The organism is Shewanella sp. GutDb-MelDb (assembly GCF_002836075.1).
Taxonomy (GTDB): domain Bacteria; phylum Pseudomonadota; class Gammaproteobacteria; order Enterobacterales; family Shewanellaceae; genus Shewanella.
On sequence record NZ_PJBM01000175.1, the window covers coordinates 1 to 24,332 of the forward strand.

The window sequence follows — 24,332 nt, forward strand, 5'->3', positions numbered from 1 at the left end:
TAATAAATGGATTTACAAGGAAGATGCAGGATGCACGTTAAGCAAGGATGATGCAGGGAGCACATATATAGCGGGAAAGCTAAAAAGAAGCTAGATCAGGGCGTACCGAAAGGTACGCCCTTTCTTTTATCTTTGATAAATTGCTCGGATTTATGTGAGAGATCTCTTACAGCTTCGTGCGAAATAAGGCTGATTACTTGCTGGTAACGAGTAGGTTTTTATTTAAAATAGTTTATAAACAGTGGCTTATGTTATTATTGTTGTATGACTAAAATGTGACTGCATGTTAAATGTTACTTATTGAGCCAATTTTTATGGGATTTTAGTTTATTATTTGATTGTGCAAGGAAGCATGACAGAAAGGATTTACAGATTCGGATGATCTAAGAGTGACGGAAGGATCCGCACTTAATATGGATAACTATCAAGGACGAGGCTTTCAAGGAATGATTGCCAGAGCGACCAAGGAGTGGTTAAACATTCCAGGATGGAAAGTTTTACTGCCTAGGAAGGTAGGATGCTACGGATAGTGAATGAATGGATTCTCAAGGATGATATTGGACACGCTTAGGATGAGCAAGCTTAGTAAAAGGATTACTGAGTAACAGGGATGAGTATCGAAAGATACAAGGAAAGAAAAGGAACATGGACGACGCAGGGAGCACAGTTACGCATGGATGGTGCAAGGAGCATTAAAATAGCAGGATGAGCTTACAAAGAAATAGCGAAAGCGCGTCTCCTATGGAGCCGCGCTTTTTCTTTGCCCCCAATTTGTGCTTTAGCGCAAAGATGAAGGCAATGGGTCCTGTTTAACCTAGACTGGGAATACTCTCAGCCTAGTTACTTACACCCACCAGAACTACAATTGCTTTTAGAGCGACCACCACAGCTTCCGCCGACAGACCCACGAGATTCTGGTGCATCATGCCATTCAGGTTCCGGAAAAATAGGCCACTGTACTTTGTGGATTTTTTTACCGTGCATCCACAAGCTTCCGCTATATTGATTAATGCCATCGGTACTAAATTCAAATAGGTATTTTACTTTCCAAGTGAAACCAGTACTGCCACCGAAGCTTGGCTTTGCTGTTTCCTGAGCGATGGCAAGCAGTTGTACCTTTTGTTTTTGGCACTCTTTGGTTGCAAAAGTACGGCTCATTTCCGCCATTTGCCTTAACTGCCAAAAAAAGGCGGCGATAACAACTACCGCTACGATTAATAAGAAATCTGTCATCATGCTTTAATTACCTTAAATAAGCCGCCAATAGCTGCAGAAAGCGCTGCACTTCGGTTAGGGTTTCGCAATTGAGTTAACAGTTGTGTGCGAATTAATGGAATAGCCACAATATCAGCAAAAATCTGGTTAAAGAAGTGTTGTTCTTGTTTGGCAAGTGCTTCTAAGTAGATACTGAGAGTTGGTTCATCTTTTAACGCTGACCAATTTCGAGCAGCAATGGTAATCAACATATCTGCGGATAAACCATTACAGCTGGCTAAATAAGCGATCGCTTGCTGACTTTGCTCAGGGTGAGATGCTAATGCCCTTAAAAGGTAAGCTTGGCTTTCTGTGGAAGCTGCAGCAAACTTTTCGAAAAGTTGTGTTGCGAGTTCATCGTCGATAGTTAGGTGCTCTAGGCACTGGCACATAGCAATTTGTACTTCTACTGCCGCGCGATCGAAACTGGCATTAATATGCTGTTGATGATCAAGTTCAGCCGCTCTAACACAAACATCTGCAATGCCCTGCATTCCGATGCTTTGCCAGTTTTCAGCTGGATGTTGTCCAGATAAATATTGATGAGCAAATTCATACTGGCTAGAGGCTTTTTCACCGAGTTGTTTTCGCACTAACGCGTTAAATACGGCTAACTTTTCTTGAGAAGGCTTAAAGTTAAAAGGGTGGTTAGCGAGTTGCTCTTGCTGCTGATCGGTTAAAGGTTGGGTCGGGTCTCTGCCTAAAGCTTCAATTATCATCTTGATGAATTGAGTGCGCGGCGCTGGCGAAAGCAAGCCACGTTCATCGAGCGCTAATTTTATAAACCAAATATAGTGTTGTTGGCTTGCATCCCAAAAGACAATCGCAAACTGAGCATGTCCCTGAATTGGAGAGGGATAAGGCGTGAGTAACGCTTCAATTTGCTGAAACGCCACCATATCGATATGTTGAACTCTACGGCCCATATCATAAACTTGGAATTGGGTTTTGGCCGTTTTAAGAAATTGGCTAAGGGTCGTTATTTCAGTCATATCGCTATCGAGTCAGTATTAATTAACCCACATTATAGGGATAACTGCGGCTAGATGGTATGATCTGATGCTAAATTTCATTTAGTAGTTTAAATTCTAGTTGGCAGTCGTTTATTGCACTGGAAGTGAAGGTGCTAAAGACGAGATTACGCTAGCACGGCCTAATAAATGCTCTTTCTAATTGTACTATTCATTCTCAATTCCCCCTGTGAATCTGTACTTATTATAAGCCTAAGTTAACCAGCAGAAAATGTTCTAAAGGAAAGAAAGCTAAGTGGTATAGGCCATTTGGCAGGCCTATTCATGCAACAGGAGTGTTAGCCTTGTTAACCTATTTGACCCGACAACAGCTTATTAAATTGCATGATGAACTCGTCATTGCTGCATTATGGAGTGCCACTCTACCGTCTGAAAGCGCGATGCAAAGTAGCGCGCCGTTTGCCTGTGATACCATGGCATTTGAACAGTGGCTGCAATTTATTCTAATCCCTAAAATGCATTATTTACTAGATAGTGCGATGCCGCTACCAAAAGCGATAGCGATTGCCCCCATGGCGGAACATGTATGGGCTGGCAAACCTGAATTTTGTCGCATAATTAAAACCATTACAGAATTAGATGAGCTATTAAGTGAAACAAACTAAAGCTGAATTAACCCAACCAGATGAGATAGATGAGGCGCAAGAGCTTACTGAGCTTGAAGAGTTAGGCCTAGAAGATGAGCCTGCACCTTATATCGAGATTTTATTTGAAGATGATGATGTTGTCGCTATTCATAAGCCTGCTGGCTTATTGGTTCACCGCAGTTATTTAGCGAGGCGAGAACGGTTTTTTGCTATGCAGCTAACGCGGGATAAAGTGGGGTGTCATGTTTTTCCTGTGCATCGCTTAGACAGGCCCACATCGGGTATATTGTTATTTGCTAAAAGCAGTGAAATGGCTAAGGCATTGTGTGAACAGTTTGCTTCTCATACGATTGATAAAGAATATTTAGCCATTGTTCGCGGTAATATGTATGACGCTGCAACCCTAGACTATGCGCTAAAAGTGGAGTTGGACGATTTAGGTGATAAAGATGTGGACCCCAATAAAGCCGCGCAAAATGCGGTGACTTCATATCGACCTATACTCAATAGCGAGATCCCTTTTGCCTCAGGTCGTTATGCAACGAGTCGATACGCACTGGTCCATCTTTCTCCACACACTGGGCGTAAACATCAATTGCGCCGTCATATGGCACATTTACGCCACCCTATACTTGGGGATACAACGCATGGTGATGGTAAGCAGAATAAATTTTTTAGAGATCATTTTGGAGTAAATCGATTGTGGCTCATAGCTAAAAAACTCAGTTTTAACCATCCAAGAACGGGCGAGCGAGTTAATATTGAAACCGAGCTCGAGCAGGAATGGCTAGACTTGTTTGAAGGGCTAGGATGGCAAGAAGAGGCATTGTCTAATGCTAACAATGCCATACAAGTCGCAGATAATTAAGAGGTAGGCTTACAGCTGTCTTTTAACTCATTAGTTGAAGTTTGTTCATTATTATACGAGGCTTTCAAATATTCTAGTTGTTTTACGGTATGGAAATAGCACATTCTTCTAATATGTGCTGAACGATTGAGGTGTTTACGGTGTTTTTGTCTGCAAGAGTGTCTCATTACGGCTGGTCCTCGTACACATTCACTTTTAATTGCTGCATTGCTTGCAGCAATGTTCATCGATACAGTATGTTAAGGATATAACTAAATGGCTTTTAGGCGAAGTAAAACATGAAAAAAGTGAATCTAGTTTTTGGAACAGTTTACGGTGGTGCGCAATATGTCGCAGAAACTTTACAACAGGCATTAACAGACTTAGGGCGTGAGGCTGTTTTGTATCAAAGCGACGAACTTGTAGGTTTTGTTCCGCCTCAAGATGAATTGCTATTGCTGATATGCTCGACAACAGGCCAGGGCGATCTTCCTGATGAGATCCAGTCATGGTTTTACGATATGCAGTCTAAAGCCCCATATCTGCCGGAACTCAAGTTTGGCGTAATAGGATTAGGGGATTCAAGTTATGAAACTTTTTGCGGTGCAGCTGAGCAACTAGCAGCGCTATTCGAAGAGCTTGGCGCAACACGTTTAGGTGATTTCTTAAAGATTGACGCCGGAGAAACCATGGAGCCAGAAGTCGAGGCGTTAGCATGGTTGCCTAGTTGGAATGAGCTCATTGATAAAGATCTAGCGGCTTAACTTTTTTACCCGTCGCCAAATAGGGACACCCTTTGGCGACGGGTCACTAAAATAATACTTGATCACGCTTCTGTGATCACTGAGCATCAAATACAGATGTCATCAAATGTCAGTTGCATTACATTCTAGATGTATAAATATTCACTTTCACTCAATCGACTATTAAGCCAATTTCACCTCATTTTCTATTATTTAACATTTTCTAGAACAGCTTACTTACCTTATATCTGCCGGGATTATAGCGATATTTTTGGTGCCAATATTGAGTGATTAAACGGCGTAGCAATCGCTGATGAGTCAATTCGCGCTATAGATTGATGGTTATTCATTAAAGTGGCCAAATAACTAATACTTTAATAATCGATTTGCTATTTGTCGGTTTATTATTTAGCCAAGGTTGTTTTCATCAATCAAGCCATTTAAATTAAACTTGGCTCATGTCACTTAAGATATGCGCAATCTGACCGCGAGAAAACCTATGGAACGTAAGGTACTGATGATTGACTGTGCCGATGCGCCAGGACTTATCACTAAGATCACGGGTGTGTGCTTTTCCCATGGCCTCAATATCGTTAAGAACAGTGAATTCGTAGATAACGCTCAGGGGCGTTTTTTTATGCGAACCGAACTAGAAGGGCTGTTTGAACCCGTTAGTTTGGTAGCTGAATTACAGAGCGTGTTACCAACAATAAATCATACTAAGTTGGTTGATGTCGGCAAAAAACGTATTGTGGTGATGGTGACTAAAGAGGCACATTGCATTGGTGACTTGCTGATTAAATCGTATTCCGGTGCGCTAGATGCTGAGATTGTTGCCGTTGTCGGTAACTACGATCTGTTAGCCCCTTTGACTGAGAAGTTTGATGTGCCATTTCATTATATTAGCCATCAAGATATGATTCGTAACGAGCATGAGCAAGCGATGTTGGACGTTATCAATGGTTATAAACCCGATTACGTCGTACTCGCTAAATTCATGCGGGTATTGACGCCGGAATTTGTGGGCCAATATCCCGATAAGATTATTAATATTCATCACTCATTTTTGCCCGCTTTTATTGGTGCGTCACCGTATAGACAGGCGTGGGAGCGAGGCGTTAAAATTATCGGTGCTACGGCTCACTTTGTGACGAACTCTTTGGATGAAGGTCCCATTATTAAGCAAGATGTTATCCCTGTTGATCACAGTTATAGCGTGGAGGCACTGTCGAAATGTGGCCGCGATGTCGAAAAAAGTGTACTCAGTAAGGCATTGCAACTGGTCATTAACGAAGATGTGGTGGTATACGGGAATAAAACGGTGGTTTTTTAGTGTTCGTGGTCAATAAAAAAGAGACTTTTGTCTCTTTTTTATGCCGAGAAAATAATTTAAAAATTAACAACGTAAAGATCGTCATCTTGCTCCGTTTGTGCAATATCCTTAATTGTTACAGTACCTCTAGCATAGGGCGCAATTTTTGCTGCTGTTTTATCAGCACCTGCATTAAGCGCAAAGTTATAAAATGATTCACCATTACAAACCAGTTTTGGGAATATTCGGCTTTTATTTATGCGGTAACTCTTCATTGTGCTGTTAAATTGATAGTTACTGTTGCTAGCACCTGCTTTACAGACCGATACGAGTGCGGTTTCCATTTGAGGTGTCATTGCTGCATTGGCGCTAAAAGTCATTGCTAGCGCGGTGCCTGCTATCGCGAAGAACTTAATCATGTCCTGCTCCTACTCTTCTATTTTTGGGGTCTCCATTGAGTAAAGCTCATTGCGTGTAGAATATTGTTACCATTGTGTAGCGAACTGTATCAAGGTGTGGAGTCTGGATCATTGTATGACTCTGGGTAACAAAATGTTTCATTCGAGCAGTGATTTTAGCAATGCATAAAAAAACCCACTAAAAAGTGGGTTTTTTATGGCGTAATCGAACACGTTAATCAACGATGCGTAATAGCTCGTTAATGCCAACTTTACTGCGTGTCTTAGCATCAACTTTTTTTACAATGATAGCGGCATACAAGCTGTATGTGCCACATTTAGAGGGGAGGTTACCAGAAACTACGACAGAGCCTGCAGGAACTCGACCATAATGAACTTCACCCGTCTCACGATCAAAAATACGCGTACTCTGGCCGATGTAAACACCCATTGAGATAACGCTGCCTTCTTCAACAACCACGCCTTCTACAATTTCTGAACGTGCGCCAATGAAACAGTTGTCTTCAATAATTGTAGGACCGGCTTGTAGTGGCTCCAAAACGCCGCCAATTCCGACACCACCTGATAGATGTACATTCTTACCAATTTGGGCACAAGAACCTACAGTCGCCCATGTATCTACCATAGAACCTTCATCAACATAGGCGCCTAGGTTTACATAAGAAGGCATCAATACCGTGTTACGACCAATGAATGAGCCTTTACGAACCGCAGCAGGCGGGACTACTCGAATAGCTTCTGCTCTGAAGCGAGCTTCATCATAGTCGGCAAATTTCATTGGAACTTTATCGTAGTACTTTGTTTCGCCGCCATCGATAACAGCGTTATCAAAGATACGGAATGAAAGTAACACGGCTTTTTTTAGCCATTGGTGAACATGCCATTCGCCATCAATTTTTTCTGCGACTCTTGCTTCGCCTTTATCTAGCATTGCAATGACTTTCTCAACATCTGCGCGAACACTGGGTTCTACTGATGCTGGGGTTATTTCAGCGCGAGCTTCAAAAGCCGCCTCTATACGTTGGCGTAAAGCCTCCATTTACTTCTCCCGGTATTATTGTTTATCAATATGTTTAAAGTGCACTGGTGAGTGCTTCTCGTAATCTTATCTGCTGCGCTTCATTTAACTGCTCGCCTTCGGCAGTTTGCAATAGAAAAAAATCTTCTGCTCTCTCACCTATGGTAGATATTTTCGCGGCTAATAATCGAGTTTCACAGCGATACAAGACTTCGCCAACTCTTGCCAGTAGGCCTGGTGAATCTAATGCAATGAGTTCCATCATACTTGTACCATGACGACGGGTAGGAGGGAAACTGACTTGAGTCGCAACTTTAAAAGGTTTCATCTTTCTTGACAGATTTCTGAATTTTGGTAACTTTGGTGTATCACTGCTTAAGGCTTTAATTAACGTTTTCTTAATACCTTGGATCCGCGATAGCTGCGAAACTGGCTTGCCATCTTGTTCTAAAATAACAAAAGAGTCTAGTGCATACTTATCTTTTGAGATCATGACTGTAGCGTCATGCACATTAATATTTTTATTGTCCAAAATTGCCATAACAGTGGCGAATAGTTTGGGTTTATCTTTACCATAAACAAACAGTTCAGTGCCGCCTCGGGTAGTATGTTTAGAGATCAATACTAAGGTTTCATCATTTTTGTGCTTAATGATTGATTCGGCGTGCCATGCTATTTGGTTCGGCTGGTGACGCAAGAAGTAATCAGCTTTAAAGCGTTGCCATAATGTATCTAAATCTTTCTCTTTAATACCACGGCGTATTAGGTCCTTTTTAGCTTTAGCTTGGTGTTCACGCACACGCGCCCTGATATCAACGGGTTTTTCTTTGCCTCTTGCTAATACCCGTTGTGTTGAAAAATAGAGATCACGTAATAGTGAACCTTTCCAGCTATTCCAGGTTTTTTCATTAGTGGCACATATATCCGCCACTGTTAGGCAGTAAAGATAGCTGAGGTGAACGGTGTCACGGACTTTTTCGGCAAAATCACCGACGACATCAGGATCTGATATATCGCGTCTTTGTGCGATGAATGACATAACAAGATGGTTCTCTACTAGCCAGCTGACCAGTCGTCCATCATGGTCGTTGAGCCCATGCTGTTTACAAAACTCCAGAGCATCAACGGCGCCTAACTTACTATGGTCGCCACCACGACCTTTACCAATATCATGAAAAATAGCCGCTAATACCAGTAAACCTTTTTTAGGCAGCTGGTTGATGAGTACCGAACCAAGCGGAAACTCTTCTCTCTGCTCTTGTTGAGAAAATCGATCGATATTAAGTAGCAGTCTGTGGGTGTGTTCATCTACGGTATACGCATGAAAAAGATCGAACTGCATCTGTCCTTCGATACGTTTCCAAGCGGGTAGATAAGCAGACAAAATACCATGGTTATGCATGAGTGATAGCGATACAATACCGCGTGGATGACGCAATATTTCCATAAAGAGTTCACGGCATCGTTCATCGCAGATTAGCGGTTGTGTTAGGGTTCTTCTGGCCAGTCTTAGGCTGCGTAAAGTCACCGCGTAAATAGACTTCACGTTAGAATTTTTGGCAACGCATAGGAACAATCGAAGAATGTTTTCTGGCGTATCAAACAAGTCAGGATGAAGACTTTCTATGAATGCTCCTCGTCGCTGGAATTGTTTATCAATCGGTATGACTTCTAATGCTTTAATATGGCCTAACGTTGCGCGTTTAAACAGTTGCAATAGCATTTGGTTAAGTTCCATTACCCGCCTGACTGTGCGGTAATAGCGCTTCATCATCTGCTCTACAGCGAGTTGGGTTTGGTCCTCATATCCCATTAAATCTGCAACTTGTCGTTGCAAGTCAAACAACAGTCGGTTTTCATCTCTGCCTGATATTAAGTGTAAGCAGCAGCGCAGTTGCCACAAAAAATCTTGGCATTCGAGTAACTCTGCTAACTCATGAGGCTCTAGAAAGTCATATACGACAAGATCTTCTAGCTTGTTAGCATTAAAATGCCGCATCGCGACCCAGGCTACGGTTTGAATATCGCGTAACCCGCCTGGGCAACTCTTTAAATTGGGCTCCAAATCAAATGCGTTGGCTTTAGTGTGACGGGCTATTTGTTCGTCACGTTTAGCGACATAAAAGTCGCTACTGGACCAAAAATCATCTTGGCGAATATTATAATAAAGAGTGTTAAATAGTGTTTGCGGACCGCATAGTAGGCGAGATTCAAGTAGATTGGTTGCGATAGTAATATCAGAGCGACCTTGCGAAAGGGTTTCATCTATGGAGCGCACACTGTGACCGACTTCTAGACCCGCATCCCAAAGGAAGGCGATAAAAGCACTCAAGGCTTGTTCAGCATCGACGGTTAACTCACCGTCGGTAAGAAACAGCAAATCGACATCGGATTGAGGGTGTAATTCGCCGCGCCCATAGCCACCAACTGCAATGAGTGAAATAGGAAATGCTTGTAAACCATGCGTAAGCCACTCTTTCTGTAATAGAGCATCGACATGCTGGCTGCGCTCACTCACGATCGCACGAATATCTGATTTATCATTAAACGAATCTAATAATGTGCAGTTTAAATCGATAAGAACACTTTTTGCTGTTTGGGCACTATTCATTATTATTTTCTTTAATGCGTGACTTTATTAGTGTGATTATCTATGCAAAAAAACTAAATTTGAAGGGCTTTATGACTATAAATCATATCGGGATTGTGAAGAGTGAGGTCTTAAGGGCAACTTACTTAGTAGATAGCTTGGCGATGGTGTTCATTAATACAAAAGTAGGCGTGATGAATCACGCCTATTAAACTTATTCTATTCAGTTGCTTAGTGATTAATTATGCGAGGTAAATCTTTTTCTTCTTCGCGTAAAGTAAGCACTTCGACACCGGTTTTAGTGACAAGCAATGTGTGCTCCCACTGTGCAGAGTTTTTGCCATCTGATGTGGTTACTGTCCAGTTGTCACTCTTGTCGAGGACACTGGTGTGACGTCCAGCATTGATCATTGGCTCGATGGTAAAGCACATACCTGGGCGAAGCACAGTTTTGTCATTATTCTTATAATGCATGACTTGTGGTTCTTCATGGAATACTGCACCGATACCGTGACCACAATAATCGGTCACTATGCTGTATTTTTCTAGCCCCGTTTTTTTAGATTTAATGAACTTTTCTATTAAAGTGCCAATCTCACCTAACTTCATACCTGGGCGGACTTTTTTAATACTAGCATAAAGGCTTTCTTGAGCTATACGGCAAAGACGAGCATTTTTAGGGCTAACATCACCGATTAAAAACATCTTTGAAGTATCACCATGGTAACCATCAACTATCACAGTAATGTCGATATTGAGGATGTCACCGTCAGCAAGAGCGGTGTCATTGGGAATACCGTGGCAAATAACACTATTCACTGATGTACATATAGATTTCGGAAAACCATGGTAATCAAGTGGTGCCGAAATAGCGCCGTTATCTTCAGTAAAGGTTGCGCAAATTTCATTTAGTTCGTTGGTTGTCACACCTGCTTTAATATGCGGTGCAATCATTTCGAGTACTTGGGCTGCAAGTTTCCCTGCGACGCGCATTTTGTCAATTTCTTCAGCTGTCTTGATTACTATGCTCATTCTTATGTCTCTTATGTCTTTTGATTGGTCGTCTTGCTTTGGAAGTATTATACCGCAAAAAATCCGCAAATATTTGTGCTTTTTTTCTAAATATGGTATAAAGCGCGCCGTTATGGTTGACTCTTGACGTTCCACTTCATGTGGGAAGCTAAGCGTTAATCTGGCCGCCATTATACATGGCTAATGCTAAATACTAAATCACACACATATCGACACGTTCTTCGGGGTGCCCTTAACCGGGTCGAAGATATGGGATATGTGGAGGTCTAACCCCCAAATTATTTAAAGGTAAATAAAATGACTACAGTTTCAATGCGCGACATGCTTCAAGCCGGTGTTCACTTCGGTCACCAAACACGTTACTGGAACCCAAAGATGAAGCCTTTCATCTTTGGCGCACGTAACGGCGTTCATATCATTAACTTAGAGCACACAGTGCCTATGTTCAATGAAGCATTAGCGTTCATTAGCAACATCGCTTCTAAAAAAGGTAAGGTTCTTTTCGTTGGTACTAAGCGTGCTGCGAGCGAAGCTATCAAAGAATCTGCTGTTTCTTGTGACCAGTTCTACGTCGATCACCGTTGGTTAGGTGGTATGTTGACTAACTGGAAAACAGTTCGTCAATCAATTAAGCGTCTTAAAGATCTTGAAAGCCAGGCTATTGATGGTACTTTCGACAAGCTTACTAAGAAAGAAGCGCTTATGCGTACTCGTGAACTTGAGAAGCTAGAAAAATCTCTTGGTGGTATTAAGAACATGGCTGGTCTTCCAGACGTGATCTTCGTAATCGGTGCTGACCATGAGCATATTGCGATTAAAGAAGCTAACAACTTAGGTATTCCAGTTGTTGCTGTTGTTGATACAAACTCTTCTCCAGACGGTATCAACTACATCATTCCTGGTAATGATGATGCTATGCGTTCGATCCGTTTATACACTGAGTCTGTTGCTACCGCTGCTAAAGCTGGCCGTAACCAAGACCTAGCTGTTCAAGCTGAGCAAGACGGTTTCGTAGAAGCTGAATAATAAGGTCGATGATTTTCATCTCCCCTTATTAACCAAGATACTTGATTGGTAAACAGGGGCCTCTGGCCCCTGTTTTATATCTATTGAATTTGACGAATTATCTGTAGAGGATTTAACAATGGCAATTACTGCTGCCCAAGTTAAAGAACTTCGTGACCGCACTGGCGCTGGCATGATGGACTGTAAGAAAGCATTGACTGAAACTGATGGTGACATCGAGCTTGCGATTGATGCAATGCGTAAGAGCGGTGCTGCAAAGGCTGCTAAAAAAGCGGGTAACATCGCTGCTGAAGGTACAATTCTTATTAAGAATGGCGAAGGTTTCGCTGCACTTTTAGAAGTTAACTGTCAAACTGACTTCGTTGCAAAAGACGCAAGCTTCCTAGCATTTGCTAACGCCGCTCTAGAAGTTGCTGTTGCATCTAAAGTGACTATCGAAGAATTGAAAGCACAGTTTGAAGAAACGCGTGTTGCACTTGTGACTAAGATCGGTGAAAACATCAATGTACGTCGTATCGAGTACATTGATGGTGCAAACCTTGCTACTTACCGTCACGGTGAGCGCATCGGTGTTGTTGTTGCTGGTGAAGCTGACGAAGAGACTCTAAAGCACATTGCAATGCACGTTGCTGCTTCAAAGCCTGAATTCGTTAACCCTGAAGATGTTCCTGCTGCTCTTGTTGCAAAAGAAGAAGCACTTCAGATCGAAATCGCTATGAACGAAGGCAAGCCTGAAGAGATTGCTAAGAAAATGGTTCTAGGTCGTATGAAGAAGTTTACTGGTGAGATATCTCTTACTGGCCAAGCTTACATCATGGAACCTAAGAAAACAGTTGGCACTATTCTTAAAGAGAAAGGCGCTTCTGTTTCAAACTTCGTTCGTTTAGAAGTTGGCGAAGGTATCGCGAAGAAAGTAGAAGATTTTGCTGCTGAAGTAGCTGCAACTCTTGCTTCTACAAAAGGTTAATCTCCTTTTGTAGTCAACATAAGACCGTAGCAACTGCTGCGGTCTTATTGTATTTACTGAAATAACTTTATGATGTAAGAGATGAATACTGCATTGTGAGGCTATTTGAGTATACAATTCCCTAAAGCCATTATCAGGACTAATAAATATGAGTACCAATCCTAAACCTGCTTATCGCCGTGTTCTTTTAAAACTAAGTGGTGAAGCGCTAATGGGTGAAGAAGGCTTCGGCATCGACCCTAAAGTGCTTGATCGCATGGGACAGGAGATTAAAGAACTTGTCGAATTAGGTATTCAAGTCGGTGTTGTCATTGGTGGTGGTAACTTGTTTCGTGGCGAAGGTCTAGCACAAGCTGGAATGAATCGTGTTGTCGGCGACCATATGGGTATGCTGGCTACGGTTATGAATGGTTTGGCGATGCGTGATTCATTGCATCGTGCTTATGTAAATGCACGTTTGATGTCAGCAATTCCATTGAAAGGTGTTTGTGATGATTACAACTGGGCTGAAGCAATTAGTTTGCTAAAGTCAGGTCGAGTCGTTATTTTTGCTGCGGGTACCGGTAATCCATTCTGTACTACAGATTCTGCTGCATGTTTACGCGGTATTGAAATTGAAGCAGAGATTGTGATTAAAGGAACCAAGGTTGATGGCGTTTATTCCGATGACCCAGTGAAAAACCCTGACGCGGTTAAGTATGATCAAATGGTATACAACGAAGTACTCGACAAAGAATTAAAAGTGATGGATTTGGCCGCATTTACATTGGCCAGAGATCACAATATGCCAATACTTGTTTTCAACATGAATAAACCTGGCGCATTGCGTCGCGTGATCATGGGCGAGCAAGAAGGCACACTCATTAACGCTGGTTAATTAGCGCAGTGATTATAGCCCATAGTGGGTATTCAAGCTGTAAGTAAACAGGTTTCGACAATGTGACTCTAGGTTGAGTGCTACTCTGCATTAGCAGATGCTAGCCTAGGTAACATTGTCACACGCGACAAGGCATGTGTAGTAATTTAATCATACACTTGATGTGTTTTGATTATATGCTTTACAGATTTTTACTCGTCTGGCGCAAAGAAACGAGTCTAATAGGCCTCAAAAGGCAATTAGCTCCTAGTGACTAAAAAGGACATATAACGTGATAAATGAAATTAAAACTGATGCAAAAACACGCATGGACAAATGTATCGAGTCTACAATAACTCAAATGGCTAAAGTGCGCACAGGCCGTGCCCACCCAAGCTTACTCGATACTATTAAAGTACCTTATTATGGCTCTCTTACGCCGCTAAAGCAGGTTGCAAGCGTTTCTATTGGTGATGCTCGCACACTCAACGTATCGGTATTTGACCGTACTATGATTGCTGCTGTAGAAAAAGCGATCATGAGCTCAGGTCTTGGTTTGAATCCAATGTCTGCCGGTGCCACTATCCGTATTCCTCTGCCTGCATTGACAGAAGAGCGTCGTAAAGACCTCATTAAAGTTGTTCGCGCAGAAGCTGAGAATAGCCGTATCGCGGTTCGAAATGTACGCCGTGATGCAAACTCTGATGTTAAAGCACTAGAGAAAGATAAAGAATGTACAGAAGACGACGTTCGTCGTTCAGAAGATGAAGTGCAGAAGTTTACTGATGCACATATCAAGAAAATAGATGAAATTCTAGCGGCAAAAGAAAAGGAACTGATGGAGTTCTAATTTTGAGCGCCATCAGAGTTTATAGCGCTTTCTTAAAACGTGTAGTACGTTATCGCTCACGCCTTAGGCTAAAAGCTTAATGGTTGATTGAATATTGAGCGTGAAACAGAAACAGGCTATAGAGTTCAGACGCCGTGTAGAGTTATACTACACGGCGTTTGTCTATTTTAAGGGTTGTAATAGATGTCATTCGATTCCCAATCTGACACTGATTTGTCAGAGGCATTACCAGGAGCGCTTTCTGCTTTGGTAAAACAGTCTATACCTAAGCATGTTGCCATCATAATGGATGGCAATGGGCGTTGGGCACAGGCGCAAGGGAAGCCACGAGTCTTTGGTCATAAGGCGGGTGTTAAGGCGGTTAGACGTGCGGTGAGTACAGCACGAGCCTTAGGAGTTGAGTCATTAACTTTGTTTGCCTTCTCCAGTGAGAACTGGCGTCGACCGGATAAAGAGGTCAGCTTGTTAATGGAGCTGTTTTTTACGGTATTGCAACGAGAGCTGAAGTTACTCGATAACAATGGCGTGCGACTCAATATTATCGGTGACATAAGTCGCTTTTCAGCGCGGCTGCAAAAGCAAATCGCAACAGCCCAAGAAAGAACCGCTGGAAATAGTGATTTAGTGTTAAATGTAGCGGCTAACTATGGTGGTCGCTGGGATATTATGCAAGCAGCACAAAAGCTAGCGATGAAAGTTGAAGCGGGTGAAATGAGCAGTGAGCAGTTCACCGAAGAAGCGTTAAATGAGCAGCTATGCATGCATAACCAATCTGAAGTTGATTTAATGATCCGCACTGGTGGCGATTATCGAATCAGTAATTTTGTCCTTTGGCAGGCAGCATACGCAGAGTTAGTCTTTACTGACACGCTATGGCCAGATTTTGACGAGGATGCTTTCAAAGATGCCGTCGTTAAGTTTGCTAGCCGACAGCGCCGTTTTGGTTTGACTGGAAATCAAATTGATACTATTCGCGCTTTGTAATAATAAAATGAGGGAAGTTTTTTGCTAAAACAACGAATAATAACAGCAATATGGTTAATCCCCTTGGTTTTTGGCGCCATATTTGGTTTGCCAACTGAGTACTTTTCGTGGGCACTATTGGGCGTTTTTCTCATTGCCGGTAAGGAATGGGGCCGCATCATTGATAGTCAGTGTGAAATGACTCAATGGAGCTTTACCATCACCATTGGCGTGTTGCTTATCGCGCTTAATATTATGGTGCCCGCTGACGAAATATGGGTTAGAGGCATGATGCACCCGATATTTTTAGGGGTGATAGCGATGGGCGGCCTATGGTGGCTTATCTCATTTATGATGGTGATTACCTATCCGCGAGGTGCTGGGTTCTGGAAAAAGAGCCACATGCTTAAATCAATGTTCGGTCAGCTTACCTTAATCCCCTGTTTTGTTTCTTTACTGTCTCTTAAAGCGTTAAGCACTGAAGCATCGCCATACTACGGCGGCACGCTTGTGTTTCTGGTGATGTTAGTTGTTTGGGCTACTGATTCTGGTGCTTATTTTGCGGGTAAGGCCTTCGGTAAGCGAAAACTGATGCCCAATGTTAGTCCAGCTAAAACCATTGAAGGTTTATTAGGAGGACTCGCAACAACCATGGTGATTGTGGCAGGCGTAATGTATTTCTCGCCTGAACAAGAGCTAGGCCTATTGATCGCAGTGACTTTATTTACAGCGATTGCCTCAGCCGTTGGTGACCTATCTGAAAGCATGTTTAAGCGAGTCGCTAACATCAAGGACTCAGGTACGATTTTACCGGGTCATGGTGGCATATTAGATCGCATTGATAGCTTAACTGCCGCGTTACCAGTATTTACCTTAATTTATATAGCTTTTTGGATGTAACTGTATGCAAAATATGGTGATTTTAGGCGCGACAGGTTCTATTGGTGCTAGCACGTTAAGCGTTGTAGAGGCGAATCCAGAGCAATATTGTGTATTTGCATTAGTGGCCAATACCAATGTCGAAAAAATGCTCGAGATTTGTATTAAGCATCGCCCTAAGGTTGCCCATATGGTTGATGCCAAAGCGGCTAGTGAGCTTAAACAGCAGCTACCTAGCCATTTAGCCGTTGAAGTGACAACAGGCGAAGATGAACTTTTTTCTCTTGTGAGCAGCGCTGAAGTTGATACTGTCATGGCGGCGATTGTCGGCGCGGCAGGATTGCCGTCAACCCTCGCAGCGGTTAAAGCCGGTAAGCGAGTGTTACTGGCGAATAAAGAGTCACTGGTGATGTCTGGTGAACTCTTTATTAACGCGATGCAAACATCTGGCGCACAAGTCTTACCTGTCGATAGTGAGCACAATGCCATTTTTCAATGTTTATCTGAACGCACTCAGCTTGAGATTGGTCGATGTGATTTAAATGATGCTGGTGTGTCACACATCTTGCTAACAGGGTCCGGTGGACCTTTTTTGACATCTGAACTTTCAACACTCTCATCGATGACTCCGGCGCAAGCTTGTAAACATCCTAATTGGTCGATGGGGCGGAAGATTTCTGTCGACTCAGCGAGCATGATGAATAAAGGCTTGGAATATATAGAAGCACGTTGGCTATTTAATGCTCGTGCTGATCAGATAAAAGTGGTTATTCATCCACAAAGCCTGATTCACTCTATGGTGCAGTACCGTGATGGCTCAGTTATCGCGCAATTGGGTAACCCAGATATGCGTACTCCGATTGCTCATTGTATGTCTTTTCCACAGAGAATTAACTCAGGAGTTGAACCTTTAGACTTTTTCAAAGTCGGACAGTTAAGCTTCTTAGAACCTGATTTTAATCGTTTCCCTTGTTTGGCGTTAGCGATAGAGGCTTGTCACCAAGGACAAGAAGCGACCACAGTGATAAATGCTGCCAATGAAATTGCAGTGCAAGCGTTTTTAGATGGCAAGATACGTTTTACCGATATAGCAATCATCAATGAACAGAGCTTAAAGCAAGTAACAGCTGATTCATTAACCAATATTGACGATATTATGGCGCTCGATAGTCAGTCTCGTCGATATGCATTCGAAGCGGTTAGCAAGCTCAATTAGTTCAAAGGAAGGGAATGATAGATTTTTTTTGGAACCTAGGTTCTTTTATTGTTGCACTCGGTATTTTAATCGCCGCGCATGAGTATGGTCATTTTTGGGTGGCTAGAAAATGTGGTGTTAAGGTAGAGCGCTTTTCAATTGGTTTTGGTAAAGCGATTTTTCGCCGAACGGGTAAAGATGGCACTGAATATGTGTTAGCAATGATCCCTCTTGGTGGCTACGTAAAAATGCTTGATGAGCGTGTCGATGACGTGCCAGAAGCGTTAAAAGATCAAGCCTTTAACCGCAAAAATGTTTGGCAACGCATTGCTATTGTCAGTGCCGGCCCAATAGCAAACTTCATTTTCGCCATTATCGCGCTCTATGCCATGTATCTTATTGGCGTACCAGCAATTAAACCGATTATTGACTCTACGATAGTTGGCTCTCCAGCAGCACAAATAATTGTAAAAGAGCCATTACAAGTGCTGTCTGTCGGCGGACAAAAAGTTAAGGACTGGGAAGAAGTTAATCTCGCACTTGCTGGTCACATAGGTGATAAGCAAGTCAACATTTCTGTTGCACCGCTAAGTCGCCTAGAAGGCACTCTTTCAGGGGAGCAAACATACACTTTAGACACGAGTGAGTGGAGATTCGATCCAGAAAAAGAATTACCGATAACGGCTATTGGTTTGGGGATGTACCGTCCACAAATTTTGCCTACACTGGCGTTAGTCAGTGAAGATGGAGCCGCAGGGCTTGCCGGCATTGAAGTGGGCGATATATTAGTAGCTGTTGATGGTGAGCGGTATACCGAGTGGACACAATTTGTTAACCTAATTCAGCAATCAGCAAATAAAAGTGTCGATCTCACGGTGAGAAGAGATGGCGAGCAGCTAACACTAAAGGTGACACCTAAGTCACGTGAAAACGCTGCTGGTCAAATTGAAGGTGTGATTGGGGTTGCTCCGACATCTGAACCTTGGCCAGAAAACATGAAGTTACAACTAGAATATGGGTTTATAGACTCTTTTCCAATTGCAGTGGATAAAACATGGCAACTTGTCTCCGTCAGCATTAAGATGATCGGCAAGTTATTAACTGGTGATATTTCGGTTAAAAATCTGAGTGGGCCTATTTCTATTGCACAAGGTGCAGGAAATAGTGCTAATGTCGGATTGGTTTACTTTTTAGGTTTTCTTGCTTTGATTAGCGTGAACTTAGGCATTATTAATCTTTTGCCTTTGCCAGTGCTAGATGGAGGACACCTTTTGTATTACTTCGTTGAAGTGATTACAGGCAGGCCTGTACCTGAAAAGGTTCAGGAAATTGGATTCAGAATTGGGGCAGCTATGCTGTTGACGTTGATGAGTGTAGCGCTCTTCAATGACTTTTCCCGACTCTGATCAAGGACAGACAAATAATTAGAAGTGCTCTATGAGATTGAATAAAATTTTTGCCTCGATGTTATTAGTCGGAGCGTCTTTTTCAGGGAACGGTTGGGCAGATACATTCCAACCTTTTGAAGTAACTGATATCCAAGTTGAAGGTTTACAGCGAGTCGCACTGGGTGCAGCTCTGCTAAATCTACCAGTTAAGGTAGGTGACACTGTTGATCAATTAAAATTGCAGCAAGCGATTAAGAGCTTGTACGCGTCAACTAACTTCGAAAAAATTGAAGTGTTACGCGACGGTAATGTTTTGGTGGTGAAAGTCACTGAAAGACCGACAATTAGCTCTGTTACCTTTGAAGGTAACAAAGATATTAAAGATGAACAGTTGCAAGAAAGCCTTGACGGTTCCGGTGTTAAGATTGGTGAGTCACTCGACCGCACCATGCTATCTGGCATCGAAAAAGGTCTACAAGACTTTTATTATGGCGTCGGTAAGTACGGCGCTAAAGTCAAAGCGGAAATTGTAAATCTACCGCGTAATCGCGTCGAACTTAAGTTTACGTTTACCGAAGGGCTTGCCGCCGAAATTCGTCAGATCAACGTTGTTGGTAATAGCGAATTTAGCGATGAAGAGCTTATTGGTATGCTTGGGCTTAAAGATTACGTTGCGTGGTGGGATCTGTTTGGCGAACGTCGCTATCAGAAGCAGAAACTACAAGCCGATTTAGAAACCATTAAAACCTATTATCAGAACCGTGGTTATATTCGATTTGATGTGACTTCAACTCAGGTCGCCATGACGCCAGACCGTAAAGGTCTTTATATCACTATTAATGTTGATGAAGGCGAACAGTATAAAGTTAAAGACGTTAACTTAACTGGTGATTTGATGGGGCGCGAGAAGTTACTTCAAGCCATTTTACCTATCAAAGAAGGCGATATGTATAACGGCGGCGATGTGACATTTACCGAAGAGATGTACGGTAAATATCTTGGCCGTTATGGTTACGCTTATCCAGAAGTGAAGACTTACCCTGAGATTGATGACGAAACAAAAGAAGTGACGTTAAACATCAATGTTAAACCGGGTAAACGTGTTTACGTGCGTAATATAAACTTCTCTGGTAATACTGTTACTAAAGATGAAGTAATGCGTCGTCAATTACGTCAAATGGAAGGTGCTTGGTTAAACTCTGCTCAAGTAGAATTATCAAAGTCTAACCTTAACCGTTTGGGTTACTTTGAAACCGTAGATACAGAAACCGTGCAGGTCCCAGGTACTGACGATTTAGTCGATGTCGCATTTAACGTTAAAGAACAGCCATCAGGCTCGTTTAACGCCGGTGTTGGTTACGGTACTGAATCGGGTCTTAGCTTGCAGTTTGGTGTGCAACAGAGCAACTTCTTAGGTACAGGTAATCAAGCGGGTATTAACTTGAATACCAACAAGTATTCTAAGAACGTTAACCTGTCATTTACCGATCCTTACTTTACTAAAGATGGCGTCAGCCTCGGTGGAAGTATTTATTGGAGTGAGTTTGATGCCGATGAAGCTAACCTTGAAGCCTATAAAAACAGCTCCTATGGTATTTCATTAAACTCAGGCTTCCCTATTAATGAATATAACCGCATAAACGGTGGTATTGGTTATCGTCATAACGAAATTTCAGAGATTTCTGCATACGAGCAAGCCATTCGTTTCTATGATATTTACCGGGACTCGGACGATCCAAATGCTGGATTGAGTTTCGATAACTTTGAGATGAACCTAGGTTGGTCACGTAGTAACTTGAACCGTGGTACTTTTCCATCAGACGGTTCATCGCAACGTCTAAATGGTAAAATGACGGTTCCTGGTTCTGATCTACAATATTTTAAAGCCGATTTTGATACTAACTTCTACTTTCCAATTAATCGAAGCCAGAGTTTCGTCGTGTTGGCACGTGGTCGTTTAGGTTATGGTAACGGTTATGGTCAGTTTAATAATAACGACCAAATCCTACCGTTCTGGGAAAACTATTACTCAGGCGGAAGTAGTTCATTACGTGGCTTTAAATCGAATTCGGTAGGTCCTCGTTCTTTCTACCTTTACCGTGGCAGTGAGCCTTGCTCGCCAGATCCATCTGGTAGTGGTTGCTCATTACCCGGTGACCCAAATCAAATTCAAGTTAGCTCGGGTCGCTCAATCGGTGGTAATGCGATTGCGACAGCCAGTTTAGAATTAATTGTCCCTACGCCATTCTTAGATGAAGCGTATACCAACTCGGTACGCACAAGCTTCTTTGTGGATGCGGGTAACGTATGGGATACTGAGTTTGACTATGAGTCGTATCGTTATCTTCCTGTTGAAGAGTTTGATAAACTTGAAGATTATAGCGATCCGAATCGTATTCGTGCCTCTTGGGGTATGAGTGTGCAATGGTTATCACCGATGGGTCCTATGGTGTTTAGTCTTGCATGGCCAATCAAGGAGTATGAGGATGATGAAACAGAGATCTTCTCATTCAATATTGGTAAAACTTTCTAAAAATAATTTAAATGTAATCGGCAAGTTTTGCTGAGATAAAGGAGTATGTTTTGAATAAGATGTTAAATCGCGCAATGATGGTATTGGTTCTTTTAGGTGCACCACTAGCAGCGCACGCTGAAAAAATCGCAGTAGTTGATATGCAAGCTGTATTTGAGCAGCTACCTCAGCGCGAACAGGTTAACGAGACCTTGAAAGCTGAATTTGGTGACCGTGTTGCCGCAGTACAAAAGATGCAAGAAGAGTTACGTGGTTTGCTTGAAAAGCAACAACGTGATGCAGCATTAATGAGTGACTCTCAGAAGACTGATATGGTTCGTAAAATGGAATCAATAAAAGCTGAGCTACAACTTAAAGGTAAAGCGCTGGACGAAGATATGCGTCGTCGTAACGGTGAAGAGCAAAATAAGTTGTTGCTTGAAGTTCAAAAGACAATCAACACCATTGCTGAAAAAGAACAGTATGACATGGTGTTACAACGTGGCGCAGTTATCTACGTTAAGCCATCTGCTGATATCAGCAACAAGGTTGTTGAAGCACTCGGTAAAGGCAAGTAAATAGATGAAAAGCTATACTTTAAGAGTACTGGCTGACCATTTAAATGCAGATGTTCAAGGTGACGATTCAGTTGAGATTTCAACTGTCGGCACTTTGGCCGGTGCAGGTTTAGGTCAAATCTCTTTTTTGGCGAATGCAAAATATCGCTCGCAGCTGGAAACAACAGCTGCGTCGGCGATCTTGATGACGCCTGCAGATGCCGAAGGTTTTAACGGCAATGCCATCTTACTTAAAGACCCTTATGTTGGTTTTGCGCGCATTGCACAACTGCTCGATACCACTCCAAAGGCGGCTGACAATATCCATCCTTCAGCACAAATAGCAGCTTCTGCTATGCTAGGAGATAACGTTGCGATTGGTGCTAATGCGGTTATTGGTGACAATGTTGTTCTTGGGAATAATGTGCAAGTAGGCGCCGGAAGCGTGATTGGTCAAGACAGTATTATTGGCTCTAACACCTTATTATGGGCTAACGTAACTGTTTACCATAATGTGCATTTAGGCCAAGACTGCATCATTCATTCGGGGGCTATATTAGGCTCTGATGGATTTGGTTATGCTAATGAGCGAGGCCAGTGGATTAAAATTCCACAAACGGGCGGAGTACGCATTGGCGATCGAGTTGAGATCGGTGCTAATACGACCATTGACCGTGGTGCAATAGACCATACAGAAATTCACGACGGGGTTATTTTAGATAACCAAGTCCAAATTGCACATAATGATATTATTGGTGCTAATACCGCTATTGCGGGGTGTACCGTTGTTGCAGGTAGTGTCACTATTGGTAAACATTGTATTATTGGTGGTAATTGTGCAATTTCAGGTCATTTGAGTATTTGTGATGGTGTCCATATTACTGGCAGCACCAATATCACCAGTATTATCCGTGAGCGTGGAGTCTATTCTTCAGCGACCGTCGCCATGGATAACAAGGTGTGGCGTAAAAACACAGTTCGCTTTAGACAGCTTGATGGGCTTTTTCAGCGCGTTAAGATGCTAGAGAAAAACGTAAAGTAAATGAATAGCTGCCGTGTGCAGGTTAAGGAATAAGTTTCGTGTCAAATCAATTGAATACAATGGATATCAAAGAGATCCTAAAGTTTTTGCCTCATAGATATCCGTTTTTATTGATTGATAGAGTATTGGATTACACTCCGGGTGAATCCTTGCATGCTATCAAAAACGTCACTATTAATGAGCCATTTTTTCAGGGACATTTCCCGGTTCAGCCAGTGATGCCAGGTGTATTGATTTTAGAAGCCATGGCGCAAGCCACAGGGCTCTTAGCATTCAAGACGATGAGTGATGAACCTTCTTCTAATGCACTATACTATTTTGCGGGTATTGACAAAGCGCGTTTCAAACGTGTTGTTGAGCCAGGCGATCAGCTGCATTTTGAAGTGAAAATGATTAAAGAGCGTCGCGGGATCGGCGTATTTACCGGTGAAGCCAAAGTGGATGGCGTGGTTGTTTGTTCAGCCGAAATTATGTGTGCTCGTAGAGAGATTTCTAAGTGATCGATAAATTAGCTTATATCCATCCAGATGCCAAGATTGGCAACAATGTCACCATAGGTCCTTGGACCTATATTGGCGCAGACGTTGAAGTCGGTGACGACTGTTGGTTTAGTTCGCACGTTGTGGTGAAAGGCCCAACAGTTATTGGCAAAGGTAACAAATTTTATCAATTTGCCTCCGTGGGTGAAGATTGCCAAGATAAGAAATTTGCGGGTGAAGCAACCCGTCTTATCATTGGCGATAACAACGTTATTCGTGAATCAGTAACGATACATCGTGGTACGACTCAAGATAATTGGGAAACACGTATTGGTTCAAATAACCTGTTCATGGCTTATGTGCACATCGCGCACGACTGTGTGGTAGGTAATAATGTAATTATGGCTAATAATGCTTCAATTGCTGGGCATGTACATGTCGGTGACTGGGTTATTCTTGGTGGCATGACGGGTGTGCATCAGTTTGTGCATATTGGTGATCATGCATTTACGGCGGGTTACTCATTGGTTCTTAATGATGTGCCGCCTTTTGTGATGGCTTCAGGTCAACCCGCTGTACCAAGAGGGTTGAATAGTGAAGGGCTTAAACGCCGTGGGTTCGCTAAAGAATCTCAACTTGCTGTTCGCCGTGCATATAAAACGCTGTATCGCAATGGTTTAACCGTTGAAGAAGCGGTAGAACAACTAAAGGAGGCCGCAGTTGACGATGAACAAGTTAAGCTGTTGGTTGACTTTATCGCATCCTCGACACGAGGCATTGTTCGA

At 42.6% G+C, this 24,332-nt stretch carries 23 protein-coding genes; 17 read left to right on the plus strand and 6 right to left on the minus strand.

Features of this window, described 5'->3' with window-relative positions; translation table 11 throughout:
* Positions 1-840: 840 nt before the first annotated feature.
* Together CXF82_RS08585 and CXF82_RS08590 are read right to left on the minus strand one after the other, a co-directional pair.
* On the minus strand, positions 841-1,236 hold the full coding sequence (locus CXF82_RS08585; protein WP_101092714.1) for a DUF3301 domain-containing protein: 396 nt from the start codon (positions 1,234-1,236) through the stop codon (positions 841-843).
* Positions 1,233-2,246, minus strand: coding sequence for a DUF3549 family protein (locus CXF82_RS08590; protein WP_102039345.1), 1,014 nt, complete (start codon positions 2,244-2,246; stop codon positions 1,233-1,235). The genes CXF82_RS08585 and CXF82_RS08590 overlap by 4 nt, the downstream gene beginning before the upstream one ends.
* Before the next feature lie 314 nt (positions 2,247-2,560).
* Between CXF82_RS08590 and CXF82_RS08595 the strand changes: the two genes are divergently transcribed.
* The 4 genes from CXF82_RS08595 (at position 2,561) to purU (ending at position 5,795) form a co-directional block, all read left to right on the plus strand.
* Positions 2,561-2,890: a YqcC family protein gene (locus CXF82_RS08595; RefSeq protein ID WP_308303188.1), complete on the plus strand. Its 330-nt coding sequence runs from the start codon at positions 2,561-2,563 to the stop codon at positions 2,888-2,890.
* 25 nt (positions 2,891-2,915) lie between these two features.
* Positions 2,916-3,740 carry a tRNA pseudouridine(65) synthase TruC gene (gene truC, locus CXF82_RS08600; protein WP_101092871.1) on the plus strand — a complete coding sequence of 275 codons (825 nt, stop codon included), beginning with the start codon at positions 2,916-2,918 and terminating at the stop codon, positions 3,738-3,740.
* A 278-nt stretch (positions 3,741-4,018) separates the two neighbouring features.
* Positions 4,019-4,483: a flavodoxin gene (locus CXF82_RS08605; RefSeq protein ID WP_101092717.1), complete on the plus strand. Its 465-nt coding sequence runs from the start codon at positions 4,019-4,021 to the stop codon at positions 4,481-4,483.
* Between the two features lie 478 nt (positions 4,484-4,961).
* Positions 4,962-5,795, plus strand: coding sequence for a formyltetrahydrofolate deformylase (gene purU / locus CXF82_RS08610; RefSeq protein WP_102044034.1), 834 nt, complete (start codon positions 4,962-4,964; stop codon positions 5,793-5,795).
* A 56-nt stretch (positions 5,796-5,851) separates the two neighbouring features.
* On the opposite strand, the gene CXF82_RS08615 is transcribed toward purU, so the two are convergent.
* The 4 genes from CXF82_RS08615 to map form a co-directional block, all read right to left on the minus strand.
* Positions 5,852-6,193, minus strand: a complete 342-nt coding sequence (locus tag CXF82_RS08615; protein ID WP_102044035.1) for a DUF3718 domain-containing protein — start codon at positions 6,191-6,193, stop codon at positions 5,852-5,854.
* 214 nt (positions 6,194-6,407) lie between these two features.
* Positions 6,408-7,232 (minus strand): 2,3,4,5-tetrahydropyridine-2,6-dicarboxylate N-succinyltransferase, encoded by an 825-nt coding sequence (gene dapD, locus CXF82_RS08620; protein ID WP_102039348.1) that lies wholly within the window; start codon positions 7,230-7,232, stop codon positions 6,408-6,410.
* 34 nt (positions 7,233-7,266) lie between these two features.
* The gene (gene glnD, locus CXF82_RS08625) at positions 7,267-9,822 is read right to left on the minus strand and encodes a bifunctional uridylyltransferase/uridylyl-removing protein GlnD (RefSeq protein ID WP_101092721.1); all 2,556 of its coding nucleotides are present in this window, start codon (positions 9,820-9,822) and stop codon (positions 7,267-7,269) included.
* A gap of 210 nt (positions 9,823-10,032) precedes the next feature.
* Entirely contained in the window at positions 10,033-11,004 is a 972-nt protein-coding gene (map, locus tag CXF82_RS08630) for a type I methionyl aminopeptidase (protein WP_374702363.1), read from the minus strand.
* A gap of 126 nt (positions 11,005-11,130) precedes the next feature.
* On the opposite strand from map, the gene rpsB reads away from it, so the two are divergent.
* The 13 genes from rpsB to lpxA form a co-directional block, all read left to right on the plus strand.
* Positions 11,131-11,859, plus strand: a complete 729-nt coding sequence (rpsB, locus tag CXF82_RS08635) for a 30S ribosomal protein S2 (protein WP_101092723.1) — start codon at positions 11,131-11,133, stop codon at positions 11,857-11,859.
* Between the two features lie 118 nt (positions 11,860-11,977).
* A complete protein-coding gene (gene tsf / locus CXF82_RS08640) occupies positions 11,978-12,826 on the plus strand; it encodes a translation elongation factor Ts (protein ID WP_101092724.1) in 849 nt (282 codons plus the stop codon).
* A 148-nt stretch (positions 12,827-12,974) separates the two neighbouring features.
* Positions 12,975-13,703, plus strand: a complete 729-nt coding sequence (pyrH, locus tag CXF82_RS08645) for a UMP kinase (protein WP_101092725.1) — start codon at positions 12,975-12,977, stop codon at positions 13,701-13,703.
* 271 nt (positions 13,704-13,974) lie between these two features.
* Positions 13,975-14,532, plus strand: a complete 558-nt coding sequence (gene frr, locus CXF82_RS08650) for a ribosome recycling factor (protein ID WP_101092728.1) — start codon at positions 13,975-13,977, stop codon at positions 14,530-14,532.
* Between the two features lie 183 nt (positions 14,533-14,715).
* A complete protein-coding gene (gene uppS / locus CXF82_RS08655; RefSeq protein ID WP_101092730.1) occupies positions 14,716-15,516 on the plus strand; it encodes a polyprenyl diphosphate synthase in 801 nt (266 codons plus the stop codon).
* A gap of 21 nt (positions 15,517-15,537) precedes the next feature.
* Positions 15,538-16,395, plus strand: a complete 858-nt coding sequence (locus CXF82_RS08660) for a phosphatidate cytidylyltransferase (RefSeq protein ID WP_102039350.1) — start codon at positions 15,538-15,540, stop codon at positions 16,393-16,395.
* Between the two features lie 4 nt (positions 16,396-16,399).
* Positions 16,400-17,590 carry a 1-deoxy-D-xylulose-5-phosphate reductoisomerase gene (gene ispC / locus CXF82_RS08665; protein WP_102039351.1) on the plus strand — a complete coding sequence of 397 codons (1,191 nt, stop codon included), beginning with the start codon at positions 16,400-16,402 and terminating at the stop codon, positions 17,588-17,590.
* A 14-nt stretch (positions 17,591-17,604) separates the two neighbouring features.
* A complete protein-coding gene (gene rseP, locus CXF82_RS08670) occupies positions 17,605-18,975 on the plus strand; it encodes a sigma E protease regulator RseP (protein ID WP_102044036.1) in 1,371 nt (456 codons plus the stop codon).
* A gap of 31 nt (positions 18,976-19,006) precedes the next feature.
* Complete coding sequence (bamA, locus tag CXF82_RS08675; protein WP_102039353.1) at positions 19,007-21,490, plus strand: outer membrane protein assembly factor BamA; 2,484 nt, start codon at positions 19,007-19,009, stop codon at positions 21,488-21,490.
* Between the two features lie 59 nt (positions 21,491-21,549).
* The gene (locus tag CXF82_RS08680) at positions 21,550-22,047 is read left to right on the plus strand and encodes an OmpH/Skp family outer membrane protein (RefSeq protein ID WP_101092873.1); all 498 of its coding nucleotides are present in this window, start codon (positions 21,550-21,552) and stop codon (positions 22,045-22,047) included.
* Between the two features lie 4 nt (positions 22,048-22,051).
* Positions 22,052-23,068, plus strand: coding sequence for a UDP-3-O-(3-hydroxymyristoyl)glucosamine N-acyltransferase (gene lpxD / locus CXF82_RS08685; protein WP_102039354.1), 1,017 nt, complete (start codon positions 22,052-22,054; stop codon positions 23,066-23,068).
* 38 nt (positions 23,069-23,106) lie between these two features.
* Entirely contained in the window at positions 23,107-23,568 is a 462-nt protein-coding gene (gene fabZ, locus CXF82_RS08690; protein WP_101092742.1) for a 3-hydroxyacyl-ACP dehydratase FabZ, read from the plus strand.
* Positions 23,565-24,332 (plus strand): acyl-ACP--UDP-N-acetylglucosamine O-acyltransferase (lpxA, locus tag CXF82_RS08695; RefSeq protein WP_102044037.1); only part of this gene is annotated, 768 nt, incomplete at its 3' end. The genes fabZ and lpxA, both read left to right, overlap by 4 nt.

Excerpts from the sequence above, each read along its gene's own strand:
- uppS (WP_101092730.1), top strand. The coding sequence starts at position 14,716 with ATGTCATTCGATTCCCAATCTGACACTGATTTGTCAGAGGCATTACCA.
- CXF82_RS08585 (WP_101092714.1), bottom strand. The coding sequence starts at position 1,236 with ATGATGACAGATTTCTTATTAATCGTAGCGGTAGTTGTTATCGCCGCC.
- rpsB (WP_101092723.1), top strand. The coding sequence starts at position 11,131 with ATGACTACAGTTTCAATGCGCGACATGCTTCAAGCCGGTGTTCACTTC.
- tsf (WP_101092724.1), top strand. The coding sequence starts at position 11,978 with ATGGCAATTACTGCTGCCCAAGTTAAAGAACTTCGTGACCGCACTGGC.
- rseP (WP_102044036.1), top strand. The coding sequence starts at position 17,605 with ATGATAGATTTTTTTTGGAACCTAGGTTCTTTTATTGTTGCACTCGGT.
- CXF82_RS08680 (WP_101092873.1), top strand. The coding sequence starts at position 21,550 with ATGTTAAATCGCGCAATGATGGTATTGGTTCTTTTAGGTGCACCACTA.
- glnD (WP_101092721.1), bottom strand. The coding sequence starts at position 9,822 with ATGAATAGTGCCCAAACAGCAAAAAGTGTTCTTATCGATTTAAACTGC.
- pyrH (WP_101092725.1), top strand. The coding sequence starts at position 12,975 with ATGAGTACCAATCCTAAACCTGCTTATCGCCGTGTTCTTTTAAAACTA.
- CXF82_RS08615 (WP_102044035.1), bottom strand. The coding sequence starts at position 6,193 with ATGATTAAGTTCTTCGCGATAGCAGGCACCGCGCTAGCAATGACTTTT.
- ispC (WP_102039351.1), top strand. The coding sequence starts at position 16,400 with ATGCAAAATATGGTGATTTTAGGCGCGACAGGTTCTATTGGTGCTAGC.
- map (WP_374702363.1), bottom strand. The coding sequence starts at position 11,004 with ATGGCGGCCAGATTAACGCTTAGCTTCCCACATGAAGTGGAACGTCAA.
- CXF82_RS08605 (WP_101092717.1), top strand. The coding sequence starts at position 4,019 with ATGAAAAAAGTGAATCTAGTTTTTGGAACAGTTTACGGTGGTGCGCAA.
- purU (WP_102044034.1), top strand. The coding sequence starts at position 4,962 with ATGGAACGTAAGGTACTGATGATTGACTGTGCCGATGCGCCAGGACTT.
- lpxD (WP_102039354.1), top strand. The coding sequence starts at position 22,052 with ATGAAAAGCTATACTTTAAGAGTACTGGCTGACCATTTAAATGCAGAT.
- bamA (WP_102039353.1), top strand. The coding sequence starts at position 19,007 with ATGAGATTGAATAAAATTTTTGCCTCGATGTTATTAGTCGGAGCGTCT.
- dapD (WP_102039348.1), bottom strand. The coding sequence starts at position 7,232 with ATGGAGGCTTTACGCCAACGTATAGAGGCGGCTTTTGAAGCTCGCGCT.
- CXF82_RS08590 (WP_102039345.1), bottom strand. The coding sequence starts at position 2,246 with ATGACTGAAATAACGACCCTTAGCCAATTTCTTAAAACGGCCAAAACC.